Here is a 19,966-nt window from a genome sequence, read left to right as displayed (position 1 = left end):
CCGCATACCGACGCCGCTCGATCCCACTGAACGAGACACCACCAAAGCAGGAGAACCAAACATGAACGCCAACGAACAGCAATTCCTCGCCCGCGGCCAGCGCGAAATCCGTGCGCCGCGCGGCACCGAGCTGCACTGCAAGAACTGGCTGATCGAAGCCGCCTATCGCATGATCCAGAACAACCTGGACCCCGACGTCGCCGAGCGCCCGCAGGACCTGGTGGTCTACGGCGGCATCGGCAAGGCCGCGCGCAACTGGGAATGCTTCGACGCGATCCTCGACAGCCTGCGCCGTCTCGGTGAAGACGAATCGCTGCTGGTGCAGTCGGGCAAGCCGGTCGGCGTATTCCGCACCCATGCCGATGCGCCGCGCGTGCTGATCGCCAACTCCAACCTGGTGCCGCACTGGGCCAACTGGGACAAGTTCAACGAGCTCGATCGCGCCGGCCTGATGATGTACGGTCAGATGACTGCGGGCTCGTGGATCTACATTGGCACCCAAGGCATCGTGCAGGGCACCTATGAGACCTTCGTCGAGGCGGGCCGCCAGCACTACGGCGGCGATCTGTCCGGCAAGTGGATCCTCACCGCGGGCCTGGGCGGCATGGGCGGCGCCCAGCCGCTGGCCGGCGTGCTGGCCGGCGCCTGCGTGCTGGCGATCGAATGCCAGGAGTCGCGCATCGATTTCCGCATCCGTACGCGCTATCTCGACAAGAAGGCCACCACGCTGGACGAGGCGCTGGCGATGATTGCCGAGGCCACCGCCAACAAGCAGGCGATCTCGGTCGGCCTTTTGGGCAATGCCGCCGAGATCGTGCCCGAGCTGGTCAAGCGCGCGCAGGCGGGCGGCATGCGGCCCGATATCGTCACCGACCAGACCTCGGCGCACGATCTGGTCAACGGCTATCTGCCGGCCGGCTGGACCGTCGAGCAGTGGGAAGCCGCGCGCAAGGCCGATCCGAAATCCGTCGAGGCCGCGGCGCGCCCGTCGATCGTCGAACACGTCAAGGCGATGCTGGCCTTCCAGCAGATGGGCGTGCCGACGCTGGACTACGGCAACAATATCCGCCAGGTCGCGTTCGACGAGGGCGTCAAGAACGCCTTCGACTTCCCGGGCTTCGTGCCGGCGTATATCCGCCCGCTGTTCTGCCGCGGCAAGGGGCCGTTCCGCTGGGTTGCGCTGTCCGGCGATCCCGAGGACATCTACAAGACCGACGCCAAGATGAAGGAGCTGTTCCCCGAGGACAAGCACCTGCACCGCTGGCTCGACATGGCGCGCGAGCGCATCGCCTTCCAGGGCCTGCCGGCGCGCATCTGCTGGGTCGGACTGGACGAGCGCCATCGCGCGGGCCTGGCCTTCAACGAGATGGTCAAGTCGGGCGAGCTGAAGGCGCCGGTGGTGATCGGCCGCGATCATCTGGACTGCGGCTCGGTGGCTTCGCCCAACCGCGAAACCGAGGCGATGAAGGACGGCTCGGACGCCGTCTCCGACTGGCCGCTGCTCAACGCACTGCTCAATACCGCGGGCGGTGCGACCTGGGTCAGCCTGCACCATGGCGGCGGCGTCGGCATGGGCTTCTCGCAGCATAGCGGCGTGGTGATCGTCTGCGACGGCACCGACGAGGCCGCACGCCGCATCGAGCGCGTGCTGTGGAACGACCCGGCCACCGGCGTGATGCGCCACGCCGATGCGGGCTACGACATCGCGATCGACTGCGCGCGCGAGAAGGGCCTGAACCTGCCGATGGTCGATCGCGCATGAGCGCGGCGCCATCGCTATCCTTGCAACGACGGCGCTTTGCGCTGACCGAGCTCACGCCGATGCCGTGGAAGAACGGCGGCGGCACCACGCGCGAGATCGCCGCGTGGCCGCCCGCCGCCGGGCTCGACACGTTCGACTGGCGCCTGAGCATCGCCGACATCGCGGCCGATGGCCCGTTCTCGGCGTTTCCGGGCATCGACCGGCAGATCGTGCTGCTCGACGGCGACGGCGTGCGCCTGCGCGCGCGCGACGGCAGCTTCGACCACCGCCTGTCGGCGGTCGGCGAGCCGTTCGCGTTTGCCGGCGAGACAACGGTCGATGCCACGCTGCTCGGCGGGCCGACGCGCGACTTCAACGTGATGACGCGTCGCGGCAGCTGCCACGCGAGTGTGGCCTCCACCGGCGCGGCCATCGACAGCGCCGATATTCACGCAGATACGACGGTCGTGCTGTACGTGCTGGCCGGCACCTGGCGATGCGCTGATGCGCGCAGGGCCGATGCCGACGTGCTGACCGCCGGCAGCGGCATGCTGCTGCCGCCCGACAGCGCCTTCCGTTGGCGGGCCGAGGGCGAGGACGCGCGCTGCCTCGTCGTCAAGCTGCAGTCGTCTCAGTCGTTGCAGCCACCGCAACCGCCGCAGCCGTCCTCCTTCGATAGGGAAACCACGTGATGACGCAATCCGCTGAAGCCTTCGCTGTCGACGCCAGCGTATCGGCCGCGCCGTCGGCCGACGGCGTCTGGCATCGCTGCCACCTGTTGCCCGACGCCGATCCGGCCAACGCGATTCGCGATGCCGCACTGGTCGTGGAGGGCGGCCGCATCGCCTGGCTTGGCACGCAGGCCGATCTGCCCGAGGCTTACCGCGGCCTGCCGCATCACGATGCCAACGGGGCGTGGATCACACCGGGCCTGATCGATTGCCACACGCATCTGGTCTACGGCGGCCAGCGCGCCGACGAGTTCGCGATGCGGCTGGCCGGCGCCAGCTACGAAGAGATCGCGCGCGCCGGCGGCGGCATCGTATCGACGGTGCGGGCCACGCGCGCCGCCGACGAAGACACGCTGTTCGCGCAGGCCGTGACGCGCCTGATGCCGCTGCTGGCGGAAGGCGTCACCGCCATCGAGATCAAGTCGGGCTACGGCCTCGACCTGGAAACGGAGCGCAAGCAGCTGCGCGTCGCGCGCCGGCTCGGCAAGGCCTTCGGCGTCGCGGTCCATACCACGTTCCTCGGCGCGCATGCGCTGCCGCCGGAATTCGCCAATCGCGCAGACGACTACATCGCGCTGGTCTGCGACACCATGCTGTCGGCGCTGGCCCAGGAAGGTCTGGTCGATGCAGTCGACGCGTTCTGCGAAGGTATCGGCTTTTCGCCGGCGCAGACCGAGCGCGTGTTCGAGGCCGCGCACCGGCATGGCCTGCCAGTGAAGCTGCACGCCGAGCAACTGAGCAACCTCGGCGGCGCGGCGCTGGCGGCCCGCTATCGCGCCTTGTCGGCCGATCATCTGGAGCATCTGGACGAGGCCGGCGTCGCCGCGATGGCCGAGGCGGGGACGGTGGCGGTGCTGCTGCCCGGCGCCTACTATTTCCTGCGCGACACGCATTTGCCCCCGATCGCGCTGCTGCGCCAGTACGGCGTGCCGATCGCGCTGTCGACCGACCATAATCCCGGCACGTCGCCCGTGACCTCGCTGCTGCTGATGCTGAATATGGCCTGCACGCTGTTCCGCATGACGGTCCCGGAGGTGCTGGCCGGCGTGACGACGCACGCGGCGCGCGCCCTCGGCGCCAGCGATCGGCACGGCCTGCTGGCAGCGGAACGCGGCGCCGATTTCGCGCTGTGGCGCATCGATTCGCCGGCCGAACTGGCCTACTGGTTCGGCCGCAACCCGCTGGCCGCGGTGGTACGCCAGGGGCGCGTGTTCACCGGACCCGCAGGAGTTTCGCAATGAAGCCTGACCCCGATCAAGCGCTGTTCGCCGCCGAGGCGCTGCTGCCAGACGGCTGGGCCAGCAATGTGCTGCTGAGCTGGGATGCCGACGGCAAGCTGAGCGCTGTGACGCCGGACGCCACGCCGGCTGCCGATACGCCGCGCGCTGCGGGCCCGGTGCTGCCCGGCATGACCAATCTGCATTCGCACGCGTTCCAGCGCGGCTTCGCCGGCCTGACCGAATTCCGCTCGGCGGCCGACGATTCGTTCTGGAGCTGGCGGGAGTTGATGTACCGCTTCGCGCTGCGGCTGGCGCCCGAGACGCTGGAGGCGATCGCCACGCAGCTCTATATCGAGATGCTGCGCGCGGGCTATACGAGCGTCTGCGAATTCCAGTATGTCCATCACCAGGCCGACGGCACGCCGTATGCCGATCCGGCCGAGATGTCGCTGCGCCTGCTGCGCGCGGCGCAGCGCGCGGGCATCGGCATCACGCTGCTGCCGGTGCTGTACCAGAGCGCGGGCTTCGGTCCGAAGCCGCCGCTGGCCGAGCAACGCCGCTTCCTGCATGAGACCGACGCGATGCTGGCACTGCTGCAGCGGCTGGCGCCTGCCTGCACGGGAACGGCACGGCTTGGCCTCGCGCCACATTCGCTGCGCGCGGTGCCGCCCGACAGCCTGCGTGCGGCGGTGGCCGGGCTGCATGCGATGGACCCGACCGCCCCGGTGCACATCCATATCGCCGAGCAGCAGCGCGAGGTCGACGAATGCCTGGCGTGGTGCGGCAAACGTCCGGTCGATTGGCTGCTGGACCATGCGCCCGTCGATGCGCGCTGGTGCCTGGTGCATGCCACCCATCTGGACTGGGACGAGCGTCGGCGCCTCGCGCACAGCGGCGCGGTGGCCGGCATCTGTCCGACCACCGAAGCGAATCTGGGCGACGGCGTGTTCGATGCTGCGCCGTATCTGGAGCAGGGCGGGGCGTGGGGGATCGGCTCGGACAGCCATGCCAGCGTCAGCGTCAGCGAGGAGCTGCGTTTGTTCGAATACGGGCAGCGGCTCGCACTGCAGAAGCGCAACGTGCTGGCTTCCAGCCAGCATCCGCAGGTAGCCGACCGGCTCTACCTCGATGCGGTCGCCGGGGGAGCGCGTGCCGCGAGCCGCGCGGTCGCGGGCCTGGCCGTCGGTCAGCAGGCGGACTTCGTCGTGCTCGACGGCAGCCATCCCACGCTGGCCGGCCTGCGCGGCGAGCAGGCGCTGGCCGTGCATGTGTTCGCCAACCACGGCCATGAGACACTAGCGGAAGTCCGCAGCGCGGGACGCTGCCGCGTGCAGCGCGGCGCCCATGCCTTGCAGGCCGAAGCGGGCGCCGCGTTCGCCCGTGCGCGCGCCAGCCTCCTGGCGCCGTGACGGCGACCATAACGGCGGCCATTATGGCGACCATAACGGCGGCCATGACGGCGACCAACACGGCTGCCACGCCGGCGCCGCGGACCGCATTCCACACGAACCTTGATATCGCCACCGGCCACGCGCACCACGCAACAAGCGACAAGCGACAAGCAACAAGCAACCGGCCGGCGGCGATGCCACTCGTAGCAGCAATATGACTTCCTTCTCCACCGATACCCCGGCCTTCACGCTGCAGCGCGGCACGCGCCCGCTGCTGATCTCGATGCCCCATGTGGGCACCTATCTGCCGCCGTCGGTCGCCGACCGGCTGACCGACGAGGCGCGCACTGTGCCGGACACCGACTGGCATATGGACCGGCTCTACGGCTTCGCGCGCGAGCTTGGCGCGTCGGTCCTGATGGCGACGCATTCGCGCTATGTCGTGGACCTGAATCGGCCGCCCGACAACGCCAATCTCTATCCCGGCCAGGACACCACCGGGCTGTGCCCGGTCGACACCTTCGACAAGACGCCGCTGTACGCCAATGGCGTAGGACCGGACGAGACGGAAATCTTCGCGCGCCGCGACGCGGTCTGGCGTCCTTACCACGACGCCCTGACCGGAGAACTGCAGCGGCTGCGCGCCGAGCACGGCACGATCGCGCTGTGGGACGCGCATTCGATCCGCTCGGTGCTGCCACGCTTTTTCGACGGCAAGCTGCCCGACTTCAATCTCGGGACCGCCAACGGCGCGAGCTGCGATGCCGCGCTGGCCGACCAGGTCGCGAAGATCGCCGCTGAAGCGCAGGGCTATACCTCGGTGCTGAACGGCCGCTTCAAGGGCGGCTATATCACGCGCCAATACGGACAGCCCGCGCAGGGCGTGCATGCGATCCAGCTCGAGCTGTCGCAATGCACCTATATGCGCGAGCAGTATCCGTTCGACTACGACGAGGCGCTGGCGGGCAAGCTGCAGCCGACGCTGCGGCAGATGCTCGAGGCCGTGCTGGCCTTTGTCGAGAAGCGCTGAGATCGCACTGAAGCTGCGATGACATCGGCCGGATGAGAGACGTCGTATGCCGTCTCTCATCGCAGGCCAACATTACTTCCCGCTGCGCAGCCGCTCCTCGATATGCTGGGCGCGCTGCAGCGAACCGGGGTGGGTGCTCAGCATGCTCGACTGTCCGCCGTCGAGCGCCGCCATCTTGCGGAAGGCCGTCACCAGCGCCTCCCGATTGGACTTGTTCTTCGTCAGCAGATCGAAGGAGTAGTCGTCCGCCGCGGTCTCCTGCCGCTGCGAGAACTGCGAGTTGACCAGCGTCTCGGCCAGCTCGCCCAACTGCGACGACGACAGCGCATTCAGCGTTGCGCTGCCTGCGGCCCCCAGCACGCCGCGCGCGGCAGCGGTCGCGTAGGCCACCTGCATTGCCGCCTTGGTGTGGCCGAGCGCGACGTGGCCAATCTCGTGTCCGACCACGCCGCGCACTTCGTCGTCGGTCATCATGTCCATCAGCCCGCTGTAGACGCGCACGCAGCCGTTGGCCATCGCCCAGGCGTTGATCTCCTTGGTCTCGTAGACCTTGGCATCGAGCGGCAGGCCGGTATTCTGCAGACCCGCCATGATCTTGCTCAGACGCTGCCCATAGGTGCTCGACGGATCCGCGATCTTGTTCTTCTTGTCCATCTCCGCACAGGACTGGTCCGACAGCGTCTTGATGTTGGCGTCGGTCAATGTCGCGGCCGTGAACAGGCTGCCGCCGGCCTGCGTCAGTCCCTGCATGTTCGCGCCGGCGCAACCGGCCAGCAGGGCGGCGGTGAGGGTAGCGAGCAGGGATGCCTTCAGGCATAGGGCAGGACGGGCGGGCTTGGCTGAGATCATGGCAATTCCTTCGGTGCTGTGGTGCTGGAGAATCCAGCAGCATAGGCAGCGGAACGTCGTGACGGTAGCGGGCGATGTCTGACGTGGTGTGCGTCATTCGCCTCTCCCTTGGGTGTCATGTCGCACAAAATCGCGTTTTGACGACACGTTCCGGCCATATGTCGCTGGCGACGACATGAGCGACGGACGTGTCGCCGTTTTGCGGTTTCGGCGACATGAGCCTCTTACCCTTACCGATATCGCGCCGGGCGACGCAACCCAAAGGGCTCCAGCGCGAATGCGCCGCCGCCGCGTTCAGAACCCTTCGAGCACCACCTTGCCGCGCGCCCGGCCGCTCTCGATCAGCGCATGGGCGCGGCGCAGGTTGGCGGCGTTGATCGTGCCGAAATGCTCGCCAAGCGTGGTGCGGATCGTGCCGGCGTCGATCAGTTGCGCGACGCGGGTCAGCAGTTCGTGCTGGCGGATCATGTCCGGCGTCTCGAACATCGGCCGCGCGAACATGAATTCCCAATGCAGCGACAGCGACTTGCGCTTCATCGGCATCACGTCGAGCGTGGCCGGATCGTCGATCACGGCGAGCTGACCCTGCGGCGCCAGCACGTCGATCAATTGCGGGTAGTGCTGTCCGGTGTGGGTCAGGCTGGCGACATGCTCGACCTGCGGCACGCCGATGCGCTCCAGTTCTTCACGCAAGGGCCTGGTGTGGTCGATGACGTGATGGGCGCCGAGCGACTTCACCCAGTCGCGCGTCTCCGGACGCGACGCCGTGCCGATCACGGTCAGGCCGGTCAGCTGGCGCGCGAGCTGGGTCAGGATCGAGCCGACGCCGCCGCCGGCGCCAACGATCAGCAGGTGCTGGCCCGCGCCGCCGTGCTCGGGAACACGCAGCCGGTCGAACAGCAGTTCCCACGCGGTGATCGTCGTCAGCGGCAGTGCCGCGGCTTCGGCGTCCGACAGCGAAGCTGGCTTGCGTGCGGCGATGCGTTCGTCGACGAGGCAGTACTCCGCATTGCTGCCGGCGCGCGTGATCGAGCCGGCGAAGTAGACGTCGTCGCCCGGCGCGAACAGCGTGACCGCACTGCCGACGCGGACGACCTTGCCGACCGCGTCCCAGCCCAGCACGCGCATGGCCGCGACCGCGGACGAGGCCCGGACCTTGGTATCGACCGGGTTGACTGCGATGGCGCGCACCTGCACCAGCAGGTCGCGCGGACCGGGTTCGGGCGTCGGCAGATCGACGTCGATCAGCGCGGCCGGGTCGTCGATCGGCAGGCCGTGCTGGAGGTAGGCGATGGCTTTCATGTGGGCTCCGTGACTTGAGGGGAGGGTTTGCCTGAACGGTGCCGCTATCTTGCGCCGCTGCGGCCTATCCGGTAAGCGGTAAAATCCGCCAGCACTTTCTCTCTGCGCGTGAAAATGATCCGCCTCGAAGACCTGTCCCTGTTCGTGCGTAGCGCCGCCCTTGGCAGCTTTTCCAGCGCGGCGCGCGAGGCGGATCTGCTGCCGGGGCAGGTCAGCGCCGCGGTCAAGCGGCTGGAGCGCGATCTCGATATCCGCCTGTTCGCGCGCTCGACCCGCAGCCTGCGCCTGACCGCCGAGGGCGAGCGCTACCTGCCCTACGCGCAGGAGGTCCTGGCCACGCTGAACGAGGGCCGCGACAGGCTGCGCGGCGATGGCGCCGCGCTGAGCGGCCTGCTGCGCGTCACGGCGCCGTCGGATCTCGGCCGCAATGTGCTGCTGCCCTGGATCACCGAATTCCGCCGGGCCCATCCCGACCTGACGCTGCGGCTCTATCTGTCCGACCACGTCACCGACGTCTTCCGCGATCCGATCGATGTCGCGATCCGCTACGGGCGCATCGAGGAGGCCAGCTATGTCGCCCTGCCGCTGGCGCCGGAGAACCGCCGCGTGCTGATCGCCTCGCCGGCCTATCTGGCCCGGCACGGTCGCCCGCAATCGCTGGACGAACTGGCCTCGCATCGCTGCCTGCTGTACCACCTGAGCGGTCGGGTCTACGACAAATGGCCCTTCGAGACCGCCGGCGGCAGGCGGCTCATCGAGGTCAAGGGCAGCCTGTACACCGACGACGCCGACGTGGTCCGTCGCTGGGCGGTGCAGGGCGAGGGCATCGCCTACAAGTCGTGGCTCGACGTCTGCGGCGACGTGCAAGCCGGCCGCCTGACCGTGCTGCTGCCGCAAGAGCCGGGCGAGAGCACCCCGCTGCAACTGGTCTGCCCGCACCGCAAGCAGTTCTCGCCGGCGGTGCGCGAATTGCAGGCGCTGCTGAAGGAGCGGTGCGCGGCGTTGACTGCGCTGTATGCGGCGGCGGTGCGTTGAGCCGCTTGTCGCTGCCGCGATCGAAAACCGTCGCGTCAGGTCTCTGCCGGCGCGGCTAGCTCGTAGCTCGTGCTGCGGCCACCAGCCGCTGACTTCTGCAGCACGCCGTGTTGCACCAACTCATTGATGTCGCGCAGCGCCGTATCGTTCGAACATTTGCCGATGGCCGCCCATTTCGCGCTCGTCAGCTTGCCCTCGAAGCCGTCCAGCAAGCGGTTCAGCACCTTGATTTGCCGCTCGTTCATCGGCACCGTCGCGGCCCGCTGCCAGAAGCGCGCCTTGAGCAGTACCCGATCCAGTGTCTTGTTGGCCTGCAGCATGGCCGTGTGCAACGTCGCGAGAAACCAGGCGAGCCACTGCGTGATATCGAGAGTGCCTTTCTGGGTCCGCTCAAGGATTTCGTAGTAGGCCGTGCGTTCTCGCTGGATTTGCGCGGAGAGGCTATAGAAGCGCTGCGGCGTGCCGTCGGCGCGCGCTAGCAACAGGTCGCCAATCGCGCGCGCGATACGGCCGTTGCCGTCATCGAACGGGTGCAGGGTGACAAACCAAAGATGGCCTATGCCGGCCTTGAGTAGCGGTGGGTCCTCGTCGGATCCGTTCAGCCAGTCCAGGAAGCGTGCCGTCTCGCCTTCGAGGCGGTCGGCCGGCGGCGCTTCGTAGTGAACGCGCTGTCTGCCGATCGGCCCGGATACGACTTGCATCGGGCCGTTGCGGTCATCCCGCCACGCAGCCACGCGGATTCGGCTCATGCCCGAATAGCCGGTTGGAAAAAGGGCGGCATGCCAACCAAAAAGACGATCGGCATTGACCGGCTGCTGGGCATTGCTGGTGGCATCCAGAATCATGTCCACGACGCCGTCGACGTGTCGGTCGGCCGGAGCCAGTGCTCCGATATCGACGCCCAGCCGGCGGGCCACGGAAGAGCGGACCGACGCCACATTCAACGACTCGCCTTCGATAGCGCTCGTGTTGACGACGTCTTCGGTCAGGACGGCGAGGCAGGCTTCGTTTTTGAAACCCATGCCGAGATCGGCCAGTCGGCCAAGCAGGAGGCCCTGCGCGCGGGTGGTCTCCGCCATGGCGGTCGCCAGAGCGGCCAGATCGTACTGCCACCGCGGCCAGTGCGGCGATTGCCAGACGTATTCACCGTAATTCATGCGGAGATTATGGCCCGTATTTCCCGCATGGTCAAATTGATGCTCCAAAAGTCACTTCAACCCGGATGCCGAGGCCTTATGACGCGCTGCAACGGAGAGCCACGGACGCGCGATCTCGTGGACGTGCGGGGAGAGCGCCGACAGCGCGCTAGTATTGCGTTCGATCGACTCCCCAACGAAGCCACGACGCCACTGCCCCATGCCGCCGCTTGCCAACGAGCCCGTCCCGATCGAAGTCCGGCGCATTCTCGATGTCGTAGTCGGCGCGCTCGGCGACAACATCGCCGGCGCCTACCTGTTCGGCTCTGCCATCGGGGGCGGGCTGCGGCCGAACAGCGATGTCGACCTGCTGGCGCTGACGCATCGGACGATATCGGAGTCGAGCCGCGAGCAACTGGTGGCCGCGTTGATGAAGGTCTCCGGCGCGCGCGCGGAGTGGGGCCCGGCCCGCAATGCCGAGGTCACGATCGTGGTGCTCGACGACATCGCCCCGTGGCGTCACCCGGCACGGAGCGACTTCGTCTACGGAGAATGGCTGCGCGACGATTTCGAAGCGGGCGTGGTGCCGGCGCCGACCGTCGATCCCGATTTGACACTGATGCTGGCAACCGCCTTGCAAGGCCACCGCGCATTGCTCGGTCCGGCGCTCACTCAATTCCTTCCGAACATTCCGGCCGGCGATATTCGGCTCGCGATCGCGCAGAGCCTGCCGGCACTGGTGGCGAACCTCTCCGGCGACGAACGCAATGTCATGCTGACGCTGGCGCGGATGTGGGTCACCTTGGCCACAGACAGCATCGTGCCCAAGGATGTCGCCGCAGACTGGCTGCTGCCTCGCCTTCCGGTCGAGCATCGCGCCGTGCTCGCGACGGCGCGCGACGCGTATCGCGGGCACGCGGTGCAGGAAGACTGGGGCACGCGGCGCGATGACGTCAACGCCTTCGCCCGCTATGCCGGCGAGGCCATCCAGCGACTCGCTGGACGGGGCGCCGGTGAATGACAACGGCGGCCGACGTGCCACGCGGCGATGACGGACGGCCCGCTAGCGGTCCTCGCGTTTGCGAAAAGCCCAGCGTCCGGCCAGCATCGTGAAGCTGGCCACCAGCGCGACCAGCAGCCAGAACCCGTGCGGGTGGTCGGCGAACGGAATGCCGCCCACGTTCATGCCGAAGAAGCCGGCGATGATATTGATCGGAAGGGCCAGCACCGTGACCAGCGTCAACGTAAAAAGGGTGCGGCTGGTCTGTTCGTTGACGGCTGCCGCAATCTCTTCCTGCAGCAGCTTGATCCGTTCGACCAGGCCGGCGAGATCGGCCAGCACCAGCGAGAATTCCTCGGTGGCCTCGCGCAGGTCCTGCAGATCGGCTTCCTGCAGCCAGGATGGCGCCTTGTTCAGCAGCCGGAACAAGGCCCCGGGCTCGGGTGCCAGCAGGCGCTGCAGCCGTACCAGCGCGCGCCGCATCGCGCCGAGTTCGGCGCGGTTGCCGCGCAGCCGCTGCGACAGCAGCTGATCTTCGATGCGGTCTACTCCGTCGCTGGTTTCGCGCACGATCTGCGCAAGCACATCGGCCTGATCGCGCAGCAGATGCACCACCAGCGCGAACGGCGAGAGGAATGCCTCGCCGGCCCGTACTGCCGCACGCAGCCGGTCCACGGCGCGCAGCGGCTTCGGGCGCGCGGTGACCAGCAGGCGCCGGTCGGCGCAGGCCCACATCGTCGACACGTCATTGGAGCCGGCACCGAAGTTGTAGATCACGTCGTTGACGACCGCGAGCAGCGCATTGTCGAGTCGTTCGATCCGGGTCGAGCGTGACCCTTGCCGCAAGGCTTCGAAAAAGTCCTCGGGCAACGCCAGTCGACTCTTGAGCCAGCGTTCGCACGCGCTGTGCGCCAGATTGAAATGCAGCCAGACGAATTCGCCGTCTCCGCCATCGTCCCCGATGTCTGCGGCGTTCGTGCGCGTCAGCCACGCTACGGCGGCATTCGAATCGATGGGGATGCCGGGTTGGCCCGGCTTGAAGTGATAGCCGGCCACCAAGCCGACCGGATCCGAGCCGTATCCCGGCTCGACGCGTTCTGCAGTCATGCGCGCTCCGCTATGCAGCGCGCTACCGTAGCAGGCCAGGATGACGACGCAGTGACGGTCGGGCAGCGCGCACCGGAGTGGGCGCAGCAGGGGGCGTCCATGACCGAGGCCATCCTGCGGTAAAGTAGCCGCTCCTCTTCCAACCGATGCTGGCTACCCGGAGATCAGCCATGGAATTCGTCATCCCCAATACCGCCAATCTGATCCTGTTCATCAGCGCCGCGCTCGTGTTGCTGGTGATTCCGGGCCCCGCGGTGCTGTACATCATTGCGCAATCGGTGGAGCAGGGCCGCAAGGCCGGGCTGGTATCGGATCTCGGCATCCATACGGCTACGCTGGTGCACGTGCTGGCCGCCGCGCTCGGCCTGTCCGCCTTGCTGGCTTCGTCCGCCGTGGCGTTCAGCATCCTGAAGTATGCCGGTGCCGCCTATCTGATCTGGCTCGGGCTGAAAAAGATCTTCGGCCGGCCGGCGCCCGTCGCCGTCGATGCCGTGCCGCAGCAGCGCCGCTATGCACGGCTGTTCCGCGACGGCTTTATCGTCAATCTGCTCAATCCCAAGACGGCGCTGTTTTTCCTGGCCTTCCTGCCGCAGTTCGTCGACGTCGGCCGCGGCCACGTGGCGACACAGATCGTGTTCCTGGGATTGCTGTTCACGCTGCTCGGCCTGATCAGCGATGCGTGCTATGCGTTGGCCGCGAGCGCGGCCGGCCGCTGGTTGCGGCATAGCCGCGGATATCTGACATTCGAGCGCTACGTCGGCGGCACGCTGCTGATCGGGCTGGGCATTACGGCGGCATTTGCGGGGAACGGCAAGAAATAGCGGCGGCGGTCGGCATCGAACCGGAATGGAAATGGCCGCGTGGCAGGATCGGGTATTGAGGCAGTGTTAGGTCGCGGCTTAATCGAAATACGAATCGTTCTCGATTCCGGGTATGATTGCCGGCTTTCCGCCGACTTTTCGTTCCTTCGATGTCCATCATTCCGTCGACCCGCCGCTTCGCCTGGCCGGTCACGCTGGCTGTCCTGTCCGGGTTCGGGTTCGGTACGGCCCACGCCGATACCCCCAACAACGAGGCCCCGGCCGATCTTCCCGAAGTCCGCGTCAGCGCGAATGCCGCCGGCGGCTACGTGCCCACCGAGAGCCGTGGCGCGACGCGTACCGAAACGCCGTTGCGCGAAATACCGCAGTCCGTTCGCGTGGTCACCACCGAACTGATCGACGACCTCGGCGCCACGCGCCTGGCCGATACGGTCGACTATGTCAGCGGCATTTCGCGCCTGAACGATTTCGGCGGCACCTGGGACAACTATGCGATCCGCGGCTTCAGCAGCACGGACATGGGTTATCTGGTCAATGGTTTCCCCGGCTCCCGCGGCTACAACCCGATGCGCGACACCGCCACGGTCGAGCGCTTCGAATTCCTCAAGGGCCCGGCCGCTGCCGTCTACGGCAGCAGCGAGCCGGGCGGCACGATCAATATCGTGACCAAGAAGCCGAGGTTCACGCCGGCGACGAGCGCCGAGCTCAGCGTCGGCACGCTCGGCTTTCGGCGTGCGGCGGTCGACAGCACCGGTCCGATCACCGACAAGCTCGCCTACCGCCTCAATGTCATGGGCGAAGACGGCGCGAGCCGTAGTTCGCTGATCGACAACAACAAGTACCTCGTCGCGCCGGCGCTGGCATGGGCGCTGGACGACAAGACGCTGCTGCAGTACGAAGGCGAGTTCATGCGCGCGCGCACGCCGCTGGACCGCGGCCTGGTCAACGTCAACGGCCGGATCGATCTGCCGCGCAACCGCTATCTGGGCGAGCCCAACGATCCGAATCTGCATCTGTCGAGCGACACGCATCAGCTCACGCTGGACCGCGAGCTGGCGCCGGGCTGGCGCACCCGCATCGGGGCGAGCTACAAGGAATCGGGCTTCGAAGGCTATGCCGCCGACCTCGGCAGCGTGCTGCCCGACGGCCGCACGCTGACCCGTCGCCACAGCTGGCGCACGCTGCCGTCGCGCGACACCTCGATGCAGGCCGAAGTCGAGGGCAATTTCGACACCGGCGGCCTGGGGCACCGCATGCTGTTCGGCGTCGACGCGTCGCGCCTGCACATGGGCATGGACATCGCGTACTCGACGCTGGCGAGCAACCCCTATGCGATCGACATCTACGAGCCGGTCTATGGCCAGGCGAAGCCGCCGCTGGTAATGACGACCTCGACGCGCGAGAACCAGCGCAACGTGGGCGCCTTCGTGCAGGACGAGATTTCGCTGAGCGAGCAATGGAAGGTGCTGGCCGGCGTGCGCTTCGACAGCTATCACCAGAGTCTTGACAATCTGATCACCGGGCGGTCCACGAGCCAGAATCAGCATGCCGTTTCGCCGCGCCTGGGCGTGACGTGGCTGCCCAATGCCCAGACCTCGGTCTATGCGTCGTGGGGCAAGTCGTTCCGTCCCAACAGCGGCGTCGACGAAGCCGGCAATCCTTTCGATCCGCAGAGCGGGCGTGCGCTGGAGGCGGGCGTCAAATGGCAAGCGGCCGATGCGAAGCTGGGCGCGACGCTGGCGGTCTTCGATATCCGCAAGACCAATGTGCTGACGCGTAGCCCGACCAATCCGAACTTCAGCGTCGCGGCCGGCGAGGTCACCAGCCGCGGCGTCGAGGCGGACGCCTTCGGCCAGCTCGACCAGCACTGGCGTGTCAGCGCCAGCTTCACGCTGACGAACGCCAAGGTCACCGAAGACAATGCCATCGCCCCCGGCACGCGCGTGACCAATATCCCTAAGGTCAGCGCCAGCCTGCTGGCAATCCGCGAAGATGCGATGCCGCGGTTCGGCGGCCGCTACGGCGTCGGCACCGGCATCGTCTATGTGGGCTCGCGCTCCGGGAATGCCACCGACACGTATTCGCTGCCTGCCTATGCCACGGTGAAGCTGGTGTCGTACTGGCAGATCGACCGCAGGACGCGCGTCTTCTTCGACGTCCACAACCTGTTCGACAAGGAGTACTACCCCGCATCGTGGGGCAATCTCGCGGTGATTCCGGGCCTGGGCCGGCAGTTCGTCGCGGGCGTCAAGTATCAGTTCTGAGGGTTCCCCGGCGGACGACATTCCGGGACCGGCCGGAAAGGGCATCCCGCCCGGCAGCGTGCATCGCTCTGCCGGGCTTTTTTTTGCCCGTTCGATCCGGTGCCCGCTGCATATCGTGCATTTCCACGCAATGGAAATAGGGGGCTGTATGCCGAGCGGACAAGGCCTGATGTTCGCCACCGCCGCTGCCGTCGCGCCGCACCTGGAGAGCGGCAAGCTGCGCGCGGTGGCGGTGACGACCGCGCAGCGTTCCCAGGCGCCGGCGCTGAGCAAGGTGCCGACCATCGCCGAGAGCGGCGTGCCCAACTACGTGGCCGACAGCTGGTATGGCCTGTTTGCGCCGGCCGGCACGCCGCCGGCCGTGATCGCGCGACTGAACGCGGCGGCGAAGAAGGCCGTGCCCGCCGGTGTCCCGGCCGTCAGCGTCCGCGTGGTCGGGAAGGCCGATGGCGACGAGATGGTCTATCTCGAGTCGTTCCGCTACAACCGCCGACAGTCGTTGCGGACGGTGGTGAGCGGGCAGCGCATAAGGATGGCATTGACCTCGCTGGGGCGGGCCTACCTCGCGACGCTTGCGCCCGACGCCTTCGAGGCGATGTTGCTGGCGATGGCCGAAAAACACCGGGGCCGCGGCTGGAGCCGCGTGTCTCGGGAGATCGACGCCGCGGTCCATTCGGTGCGAGAGAAAGGCTATTGCGTGGCGTCATGGCAGCCACAGGTCGTTGCCATGGCGACGCCATTGCAGATCAGCGGCTATGGGGTCCATGTCTTGAACGTCAGTGTATCGACGCAACAAGACATGGAGATCATCGAAGCCGACCTGGCCGGGCCATTGATGCAGCTGGCCGCGACGATACAGGCGCGGATGCGCGGACTCGAGAGCGAGATGGCCTGAGGTTTGTCCACGCAGCACTCGGTCGAACGCACTAGCCGCCCGTGACTTGCTCCCGGTCCTCCCAGTGTTCCCGCGTCAGCCGATACACGCAATGCGGCTTCAGCGGATGACCTTCGGGCACGTTCGGGTGTTCGAAGGTTTCCGCGCAGCGGCGCATGTCCAGCCGTTCCATCACCGCCTGCGATGGCCGGTTCAGCAAGGCGGTGAACGACACGATCTCGTTCAGGCCGAACACCTCGAAGCCGGCCCGCAAGCAGGCGCGTGCCGCCTCGCTGGCGTAGCCCTGACCCCAGTATTCGGCCGCAAGGCGCCAGCCGATTTCCACGCAGGGCGCGAATGGCAATGGCGCGCTGGGGATATTGAGGCCGACCATGCCGATAAACGCGCCATCCCCCTTGCGTTCCACCGCCCAGAACCCGAACCCGTGCTCGGCGATATGCGCGCTGCAGCGGGCGATCATCGCGTCGCTGGCGGCGCGGTCGAAGGGCGCCGGAAAGTAGCGCATGACATGGGAATCGGCGTTGAGCGCGGCGAACGGCTCGCTGTCCGATGCCTGCCACGGGCGCACGAGCAGGCGGGGCGTTTCGAGGTGGATGGGATGCATGGTTGCCCGACGGCGTCGTCGGCGTAGACTGGCCAGGTGCAATGCTACGCCAGGGGACGCGATGGAACAGTTCAGCTTGTTCGAGGGCGACGCCGCGCCGGCCTCGATTCCGGGTCTGGTCTACCAGCGCGAATTCCTGTTTCGGGCAAGATGCCGCACAGGACAGAGGGGGAAAGGAAATGACGCTGCTGGCGGCCCTGGCCGATAACGACCGCTTTCGCTGGATTCCGGTCCGAACGGGGGAATCGGGCGATCTTGTCTATCGGCGCGATGACGGCCAGGCCTTTGCGAAGATTGCGCCGGCTTCGCGCTCGGCGGATCTCGCCGCGGAGCGCGATCGCCTGGCATGGCTGGAGGGCAAAGGCCTTGCCTGCCCCAGGGTGCTCGACTGGCATGAATCAGGGAGTGGAGCCTGCCTCGTAATGACGGCCGTACCAGGCGTGCCAGCGGCCGATTTGCCGGGTACGGATTTGCTCGTGGCGTGGCCGTCGATGGTGCGGCAGCTTGGTGCCCTGCACGCGTTGCAGCCCCAAGACTGCCCGTTCGATCGGAGTCTGTCGAGGATGTTCGAGCTCGCAGTGGGCGTGGTGGCGCGAGATGCAGTCAATCCAGACTTTCTCCCCGACGAGGACAAGGGTATGTCGGGCCCCGAACTGCTGTCGCGCGTGGAACGCGAACTGCCCGGCCGTCTTGCGCAGGAGGCGCAGTCGACGGTCGTCTGTCACGGCGATCCGTGCCTGCCGAACTTCATGGTCGACCCGCACACGCTGCAATGTACGGGGCTGATCGACCTGGGTCGGCTCGGCAGGGCGGACCGCTATGCCGACCTTGCGCTGATGGTGGCCAATGCGGAAGAAAGCTGGGAGTCAACGCAGCAGGCCGAACAGGCATTCGCCATGCTGTTCGACACGCTTGAAGTGACGGCCGACCGTGAACGATTGACCTTCTACCTGCGGCTCGATCCGCTAACCTGGGGGTGAACGGCGCTGCCGTCCGCGTTCGCCCTAGCGCAACTCGTCCTCGATATAAGCCCGCACGACATCGGCGAAGCTGGCGTCGCCGCGCAGCCCCAGTTGCTCGGCACGCGTCGTGTCCCATCGGCCCGGCCAGCTGCCGACGATCTGCTGAACGCGGGCGTCGGGCTCGCGGCGAATGCGGTTCGCTACCTCGTCGCCGGCCACTTCGCGCAGCGATGCGATCATTTCATCCACGGTCACGGAAACGCCCGGCAGATTGACGATGCGCCGGTTGCCCAGCCGTTCGCCGGGCAGTTCGCTGCCCGCAATCAGCGCCTCGATCGCGCGGCGCGGCGACAACAGCCATAGCCGCGTGTCGCCCGGCACCGGGCAGATCGCTTTCTCGCCGTTCAGCGGTTCGCGAATGATGCCGCTGGCAAACGACGATGCGGCGGCATTGGGCCGGCCGGGGCGCACGCTGATCGTCGGCAGCCGCAGCACGATGCCGTCGACAAAGCCGCGCCGGCTGTAATCGGCCAGCATCAATTCGGCGATCGCCTTCTGCGTGCCGTAGGACGATTGCGGATTGAGCGCGGTATCGTCGCGCACCACCTCGGGCAGCGTGCCGCCATAGACGGCGACCGAGCTGGTGAACACGACGCGCGGCCGATGGCCCCGGGCTCGGCACACTTCGAGCAGCGTGCGCGAGGCGTCGAGGTTGATACGCATGCCCAGATCGAAATCGGCCTCCGCCTGTCCGCTGACGATGGCGGCCAGATGGAACACCACCGCGGTATCGCCGTCGATCGCGCGTTCGAGCAGAGCAGGGTCGGCGATATCGCCGACGAGCGCGGTCACGCGCTTGTCGCCCAGGTCGCTGCCTTGCACGACATCGACCAGCACCAGTTCGGTGATGGACGCCGGCTTGCCGTCGGGGCCGGTCAATTCGCCGCGCGCCAGCAGCTGTTTGGCCAGACGCTGGCCGAGGAAACCGGCGCCGCCGGTAATCAGTACTTTCATGATGCGTTGCCTTGTTGAATCGCGAGATCGGCGGGCGGCCCGCCGTGAATGCCTCTGCTACCGCGATGATTACCGCTGCAGCCAGGCGCGCAGCCAGCCAAGCCCTTCGCTGGTGCCGGCCCTGGGGCGATATTCGCAGCCGATCCAGCCCTGGTATCCGAGCGCGTCGATCACGTCGAACAGATAGGGATAGTTCAACTCGCCGATATCCGGCTCCTGCCGCTCCGGCACGCCGGCGATCTGGATATGCCCGATGCCCGCCATGTCGCGCTTGAGCTTGGTGGCCACATCGCCTTCGACGATCTGGCAGTGATAGCAATCGAACTGCACCTTGAGGTTGGGCGCACCAATCTCGCCGCAGATCGCCTGCGCCTCGTCCTGGCGGTTCAGGAAGAAGCCCGGGATATCGCGCGTGTTGATCGGCTCGATCACTACGGTGATGCCGTCGGCTTGCGCGGTGCGGGCGGCGTACTCCAGGTTGCGCAGATAGAGCGCGCGTTGCTGTTCGCGCGACACGCCCGGCGCCGTGAGGCCCGCCATCACGTGCAGCTTGTCGTTGCCCAGCACGCGCGCGTAGTCGAGCGCCGTATCGATGCTGCGCCGGAATTCGTCTTCCCGGCCGGGCAGCGACGCAATGCCGCGTTCACCGGCAGCCCAGTCGCCGGGCGGCGCATTGAACAGCGCCTGCTGCAGGCCATTGGCATCGAGCCGCGACTTCAGGTCGGCCGCGGGGTAATCGTAGGGGAACAGATACTCGACGGCACGGAAGCCATCGTTCGCGGCCGCGGCAAAGCGGTCCAGGAACGCGTGCTCGTTGTACATCATCGAAAGATTGGCGGCAAAGCGTGGCATGGCGGCAAGTCG

The 19,966-nt window shown here is 67.1% G+C and carries 18 protein-coding genes; 11 read left to right on the top strand and 7 right to left on the bottom strand.

Translation table 11 applies throughout. The annotated features are described in order from the left end of the window. Positions 1-61 precede the first annotated feature (61 nt). The 5 genes from hutU (at position 62) to hutG (ending at position 6,113) form a co-directional block, all read left to right on the top strand. The gene (hutU, locus tag HTY53_RS00695) at positions 62-1,762 is read left to right on the top strand and encodes a urocanate hydratase (protein WP_174104478.1); all 1,701 of its coding nucleotides are present in this window, start codon (positions 62-64) and stop codon (positions 1,760-1,762) included. Further along, on the top strand, positions 1,759-2,433 hold the full coding sequence (locus HTY53_RS00690) for a HutD/Ves family protein (RefSeq protein ID WP_174104477.1): 675 nt from the start codon (positions 1,759-1,761) through the stop codon (positions 2,431-2,433). Before hutU ends, HTY53_RS00690 begins: the two co-directional genes overlap by 4 nt. Then, positions 2,433-3,713 (top strand): imidazolonepropionase, encoded by a 1,281-nt coding sequence (hutI, locus tag HTY53_RS00685; RefSeq protein ID WP_174104476.1) that lies wholly within the window; start codon positions 2,433-2,435, stop codon positions 3,711-3,713. The genes HTY53_RS00690 and hutI overlap by 1 nt, the downstream gene beginning before the upstream one ends. Continuing rightward, positions 3,710-5,101, top strand: coding sequence for a formimidoylglutamate deiminase (locus HTY53_RS00680; protein ID WP_174104475.1), 1,392 nt, complete (start codon positions 3,710-3,712; stop codon positions 5,099-5,101). The genes hutI and HTY53_RS00680 overlap by 4 nt, the downstream gene beginning before the upstream one ends. A 196-nt stretch (positions 5,102-5,297) precedes the next feature. Further along, positions 5,298-6,113, top strand: coding sequence for an N-formylglutamate deformylase (gene hutG, locus HTY53_RS00675; protein WP_174104474.1), 816 nt, complete (start codon positions 5,298-5,300; stop codon positions 6,111-6,113). Between the two features lie 72 nt (positions 6,114-6,185). Here hutG and HTY53_RS00670 read toward each other — a convergent pair whose 3' ends face one another. After that, entirely contained in the window at positions 6,186-6,863 is a 678-nt protein-coding gene (locus HTY53_RS00670; protein WP_274383259.1) for a M48 family metallopeptidase, read from the bottom strand. 393 nt (positions 6,864-7,256) lie between these two features. Further along, positions 7,257-8,264 (bottom strand): zinc-binding alcohol dehydrogenase family protein, encoded by a 1,008-nt coding sequence (locus HTY53_RS00665; RefSeq protein ID WP_174104473.1) that lies wholly within the window; start codon positions 8,262-8,264, stop codon positions 7,257-7,259. Between the two features lie 114 nt (positions 8,265-8,378). Here HTY53_RS00665 and HTY53_RS00660 point away from each other — a divergent pair, with 114 nt between their 5' ends. Beyond that, entirely contained in the window at positions 8,379-9,299 is a 921-nt protein-coding gene (locus HTY53_RS00660; RefSeq protein WP_174104671.1) for a LysR family transcriptional regulator, read from the top strand. Between the two features lie 35 nt (positions 9,300-9,334). Here the strand turns inward: HTY53_RS00660 and HTY53_RS00655 are convergent, their stop codons facing one another. Further along, positions 9,335-10,456: a Fic family protein gene (locus tag HTY53_RS00655; RefSeq protein WP_174104472.1), complete on the bottom strand. Its 1,122-nt coding sequence runs from the start codon at positions 10,454-10,456 to the stop codon at positions 9,335-9,337. Positions 10,457-10,655: 199 nt separating this feature from the next. On the opposite strand from HTY53_RS00655, the gene HTY53_RS00650 reads away from it, so the two are divergent. Then, positions 10,656-11,456 (top strand): aminoglycoside adenylyltransferase family protein, encoded by an 801-nt coding sequence (locus HTY53_RS00650; protein ID WP_174104471.1) that lies wholly within the window; start codon positions 10,656-10,658, stop codon positions 11,454-11,456. Between the two features lie 42 nt (positions 11,457-11,498). Here HTY53_RS00650 and HTY53_RS00645 read toward each other — a convergent pair whose 3' ends face one another. Beyond that, positions 11,499-12,542, bottom strand: a complete 1,044-nt coding sequence (locus tag HTY53_RS00645; RefSeq protein ID WP_174104470.1) for a transporter — start codon at positions 12,540-12,542, stop codon at positions 11,499-11,501. Between the two features lie 170 nt (positions 12,543-12,712). On the opposite strand from HTY53_RS00645, the gene HTY53_RS00640 reads away from it, so the two are divergent. From HTY53_RS00640 to HTY53_RS25115, 3 genes are all read left to right on the top strand, one after another. Beyond that, the gene (locus HTY53_RS00640; RefSeq protein WP_174104469.1) at positions 12,713-13,363 is read left to right on the top strand and encodes a LysE family translocator; all 651 of its coding nucleotides are present in this window, start codon (positions 12,713-12,715) and stop codon (positions 13,361-13,363) included. 149 nt (positions 13,364-13,512) lie between these two features. Then, positions 13,513-15,627: a TonB-dependent siderophore receptor gene (locus HTY53_RS00635; RefSeq protein WP_174104468.1), complete on the top strand. Its 2,115-nt coding sequence runs from the start codon at positions 13,513-13,515 to the stop codon at positions 15,625-15,627. 148 nt (positions 15,628-15,775) lie between these two features. Then, positions 15,776-16,522 (top strand): tripartite tricarboxylate transporter substrate-binding protein, encoded by a 747-nt coding sequence (locus HTY53_RS25115; RefSeq protein ID WP_238511202.1) that lies wholly within the window; start codon positions 15,776-15,778, stop codon positions 16,520-16,522. A 31-nt stretch (positions 16,523-16,553) separates the two neighbouring features. On the opposite strand, the gene HTY53_RS00620 is transcribed toward HTY53_RS25115, so the two are convergent. Further along, positions 16,554-17,126 carry a GNAT family N-acetyltransferase gene (locus HTY53_RS00620; protein ID WP_174104670.1) on the bottom strand — a complete coding sequence of 191 codons (573 nt, stop codon included), beginning with the start codon at positions 17,124-17,126 and terminating at the stop codon, positions 16,554-16,556. Positions 17,127-17,305: 179 nt separating this feature from the next. On the opposite strand from HTY53_RS00620, the gene HTY53_RS00615 reads away from it, so the two are divergent. Beyond that, positions 17,306-18,106 carry an APH(3'') family aminoglycoside O-phosphotransferase gene (locus HTY53_RS00615; RefSeq protein WP_174104467.1) on the top strand — a complete coding sequence of 267 codons (801 nt, stop codon included), beginning with the start codon at positions 17,306-17,308 and terminating at the stop codon, positions 18,104-18,106. A gap of 24 nt (positions 18,107-18,130) precedes the next feature. On the opposite strand, the gene denD is transcribed toward HTY53_RS00615, so the two are convergent. After that, on the bottom strand, positions 18,131-19,102 hold the full coding sequence (gene denD / locus HTY53_RS00610; protein ID WP_174104466.1) for a D-erythronate dehydrogenase: 972 nt from the start codon (positions 19,100-19,102) through the stop codon (positions 18,131-18,133). Positions 19,103-19,171: 69 nt separating this feature from the next. Next, a complete protein-coding gene (gene otnI / locus HTY53_RS00605; protein ID WP_174104465.1) occupies positions 19,172-19,954 on the bottom strand; it encodes a 2-oxo-tetronate isomerase in 783 nt (260 codons plus the stop codon). Between the last annotated feature and the right edge of the window lie 12 nt (positions 19,955-19,966).

It is taken from the genome of Cupriavidus gilardii (assembly GCF_013314895.1).
Taxonomy (GTDB): Bacteria; Pseudomonadota; Gammaproteobacteria; order Burkholderiales; family Burkholderiaceae; genus Cupriavidus; species Cupriavidus gilardii_C.
The sequence above is the reverse complement of the archived record's forward strand: the minus strand, read 5'-3'. Positions and strand labels throughout refer to the sequence as shown.

Bases quoted from the DNA above. Each gene is read 5' to 3' on its own strand.
- hutU (WP_174104478.1), top strand. From the start codon at position 62: ATGAACGCCAACGAACAGCAATTCCTCGCCCGCGGCCAGCGCGAAATC.
- HTY53_RS00690 (WP_174104477.1), top strand. From the start codon at position 1,759: ATGAGCGCGGCGCCATCGCTATCCTTGCAACGACGGCGCTTTGCGCTG.
- hutI (WP_174104476.1), top strand. From the start codon at position 2,433: ATGACGCAATCCGCTGAAGCCTTCGCTGTCGACGCCAGCGTATCGGCC.
- HTY53_RS00680 (WP_174104475.1), top strand. From the start codon at position 3,710: ATGAAGCCTGACCCCGATCAAGCGCTGTTCGCCGCCGAGGCGCTGCTG.
- hutG (WP_174104474.1), top strand. From the start codon at position 5,298: ATGACTTCCTTCTCCACCGATACCCCGGCCTTCACGCTGCAGCGCGGC.
- HTY53_RS00670 (WP_274383259.1), bottom strand. From the start codon at position 6,863: ATGCAGGGACTGACGCAGGCCGGCGGCAGCCTGTTCACGGCCGCGACA.
- HTY53_RS00665 (WP_174104473.1), bottom strand. From the start codon at position 8,264: ATGAAAGCCATCGCCTACCTCCAGCACGGCCTGCCGATCGACGACCCG.
- HTY53_RS00660 (WP_174104671.1), top strand. From the start codon at position 8,379: ATGATCCGCCTCGAAGACCTGTCCCTGTTCGTGCGTAGCGCCGCCCTT.
- HTY53_RS00655 (WP_174104472.1), bottom strand. From the start codon at position 10,456: ATGAATTACGGTGAATACGTCTGGCAATCGCCGCACTGGCCGCGGTGG.
- HTY53_RS00650 (WP_174104471.1), top strand. From the start codon at position 10,656: ATGCCGCCGCTTGCCAACGAGCCCGTCCCGATCGAAGTCCGGCGCATT.
- HTY53_RS00645 (WP_174104470.1), bottom strand. From the start codon at position 12,542: ATGACTGCAGAACGCGTCGAGCCGGGATACGGCTCGGATCCGGTCGGC.
- HTY53_RS00640 (WP_174104469.1), top strand. From the start codon at position 12,713: ATGGAATTCGTCATCCCCAATACCGCCAATCTGATCCTGTTCATCAGC.
- HTY53_RS00635 (WP_174104468.1), top strand. From the start codon at position 13,513: ATGTCCATCATTCCGTCGACCCGCCGCTTCGCCTGGCCGGTCACGCTG.
- HTY53_RS25115 (WP_238511202.1), top strand. From the start codon at position 15,776: ATGCCGAGCGGACAAGGCCTGATGTTCGCCACCGCCGCTGCCGTCGCG.
- HTY53_RS00620 (WP_174104670.1), bottom strand. From the start codon at position 17,126: ATGCATCCCATCCACCTCGAAACGCCCCGCCTGCTCGTGCGCCCGTGG.
- HTY53_RS00615 (WP_174104467.1), top strand. From the start codon at position 17,306: ATGACGCTGCTGGCGGCCCTGGCCGATAACGACCGCTTTCGCTGGATT.
- denD (WP_174104466.1), bottom strand. From the start codon at position 19,102: ATGAAAGTACTGATTACCGGCGGCGCCGGTTTCCTCGGCCAGCGTCTG.
- otnI (WP_174104465.1), bottom strand. From the start codon at position 19,954: ATGCCACGCTTTGCCGCCAATCTTTCGATGATGTACAACGAGCACGCG.